Source organism: Streptomyces sp. NPDC057428 (genome assembly GCF_042803195.1).
Taxonomy (GTDB): domain Bacteria; phylum Actinomycetota; class Actinomycetes; order Streptomycetales; family Streptomycetaceae; genus Streptomyces.
Map to the genome: position 1 here is coordinate 1 of NZ_JBHVCT010000205.1, position 2,175 is coordinate 2,175.

The following is a 2,175-nucleotide window of genomic DNA, read 5'->3' on the forward strand; positions in this document are numbered from 1 at the left end:
ACTGCGGCGGGTAGTTCTTCATGACCACGAGATGTCCGTTCTCAGATCCTCAGGATCCAGTGTCTCGTGTGTCCAACATCCGGGGTCAAGGCCCGGGTGAATGGTCGCGATCCCCATGTCAAGATTGAAGCGTCCCCTGGCGGGGGTTTCTCGCTGTCGCTCGGGGGCGGGTCACAGCAAGAGGGGTGGGCAGCATGCCAGCTGCGGGATGTTGCTTCGGCCCGTCCGTGAGGGTCCTTTGCGCGGTCTTGGGTGAAGCTTGGCGGGATCAAGGGGCCAGGTTGTCCGAACGCTGTGGAGCAGCCGGGTATCTTTCGGTGCGCTCACGAGGTTCAAGCGCGGTACAGCCGAAGCGACCCGGATCGTGCAGTAGTAGCAAGCTCAGTAAATCAGGGGTGGGGAATTCAGCATGTCCAAGTCCAAGAGCCACAGGCTTTCCAAGCGCAACCGCTACCTGGCCTGGGGTGCCACCGGTGTTGTCGTGGCCGCTGGGGGAGCGTTCGCCGCGACCAACGCCTCGGCGACCACGGCGTGGCCGGCGCAGAAGACGTTCACGGGCCGTGCCTTCGACGCCTGCACCGCGCCGTCCTCCGCCGCGATGAAAGCCTGGCACACCGGCTTCTACGGCGCCGCCGCCGTGTACATCGGGGGCAAGAACCGCGGCTGCTCCCAGCCCAACCTGACCGCCTCCTGGGTCAAGACCGTGAACTCCCAGGGATGGAAGCTCATCCCGCTCTACGTGGGTGCCCAGCCGCCGTGCCAGAGCGGCACCCGTAACGAGAAGATGACGACGGCGAACGCCGCCACGCTCGGTTCCGCCGACGGCAAGGACGCCGTCGCCAAGGCTGCCGCCCTCGGAATGAAGGCGGGCAGCGCGCTGTACCTGGACATGGAGCCGTACGACATCAAGAACGCGTCCTGCAACAAGGCCGTGCTCTCCTATGTCCGCGCCTTCGACAAGGTCCTGCACGACAAGACCTACCGCGCCGGCTACTACGGATTCTCCAGCTCCAGCGCCGCCGCGATCGCGACCGCCACGGACCGCACCAACCTTCCCGGCAACCTCTGGTATGCCAAGTGGGACAAGGCGAACACCACCACCTCCGACTGGCCGTGGTCCAAGTCGCTGTACACGAACCACAGCCGCGGCCACCAGTACATGGTCAACAGCAAGGAATCGCGCGGCGGTTACACCATCACGGTCGACCGTGACGCGTGGGACGGCCCCGTCGCGATCGTCGGCTGACCCACTCCCACGCAGCACCGTTCCCTCCGGCAGCACAGGCAGTGAACACATGAGCAGTACGAAGACCCGGCAGGGGCAGGCCGCCGCGCGCGCCAAGGCCAGGCGCGGCGAGCCCTCCCCACACGATCCGCGCCGCCTGTTCGCGCACGCCCTGCGCATCCTGCGCCGCCGCGACCTCACCTACGCGGCCATTGCTTGTGCGGTGGCCGCCACGGTGGTCGGCGTCATCGCTGTGACCGGAAGCAATGACCGCCGGCCGCCGATCCCCGACAGCCGCGCCCGGCCCTACACGGAAACCGACGTCTGCCTGCTCACTGGTGAGTCTGGCATCACTGCGGGGACCGGGGGCGCTGTGGTTTGGCAGGGCATGCGCGACGCCTCCGCCGAGACACACGCCCGGGTCAGCTACACGCCGGTGACTGGAGAGCAGACGGTGGGCAGCGCGACGCCATTCCTCAACGGGATGCTTCAGCGGTCCTGTGAAGTCGTCCTGGCCTCAGGCGAGGAAGAAGTGGCGGCGGCCCGGCTGGCGGCGCCCGAGCACCCGAAGGTGCGCTTTGTGCTTGTGGGCGGGACCGCGGTCGCGGACGACGGCGGCAACGTCGCGAGCGTCCGGGCCGACCGTGCGGCCGTCGCACATGCGGTCACGGCGGCCGCCCGCCAGTAGTCCGCGCCAACCACCTTAACGACCACGTGCATGGTTAGCGGTGACGATGCCCCTGCCGGCTCGTCGGGCGGGCCTTCCCCCATGAAGGTGGGCACGCGGTTATCGGTCACGCGGCGAGCGTGAGTTTAGCGTTGTGGTGTCGGCGTTCGTAGGTGTCGGGGCTGAGGCCTGCGTTCCGCGTAATTCGGCTGGTCTAGAGGGTCCGATGCGGCGAAGTGCCTGGTCAGCGGGTTCGGTGATGCTGCATGGGCCGAAAGTGACT

2 protein-coding genes are annotated in these 2,175 nt (G+C 67.3%); both read left to right on the plus strand.

All coding sequences use genetic code 11. The features are described 5' to 3' along the window. Positions 1-409 precede the first annotated feature (409 nt). Positions 410-1,246 carry a glycoside hydrolase domain-containing protein gene (locus ACFU5K_RS31710; protein ID WP_384068157.1) on the plus strand — a complete coding sequence of 279 codons (837 nt, stop codon included), beginning with the start codon at positions 410-412 and terminating at the stop codon, positions 1,244-1,246. 49 nt (positions 1,247-1,295) lie between these two features. Beyond that, complete coding sequence (locus ACFU5K_RS31715) at positions 1,296-1,913, plus strand: BMP family ABC transporter substrate-binding protein (protein ID WP_384068160.1); 618 nt, start codon at positions 1,296-1,298, stop codon at positions 1,911-1,913. Positions 1,914-2,175: the final 262 nt, after the last annotated feature.

Coding starts and splice junctions, on each gene's coding strand:
- ACFU5K_RS31710 (WP_384068157.1), top strand. CDS start 410: ATGTCCAAGTCCAAGAGCCACAGGCTTTCCAAGCGCAACCGCTACCTG.
- ACFU5K_RS31715 (WP_384068160.1), top strand. CDS start 1,296: ATGAGCAGTACGAAGACCCGGCAGGGGCAGGCCGCCGCGCGCGCCAAG.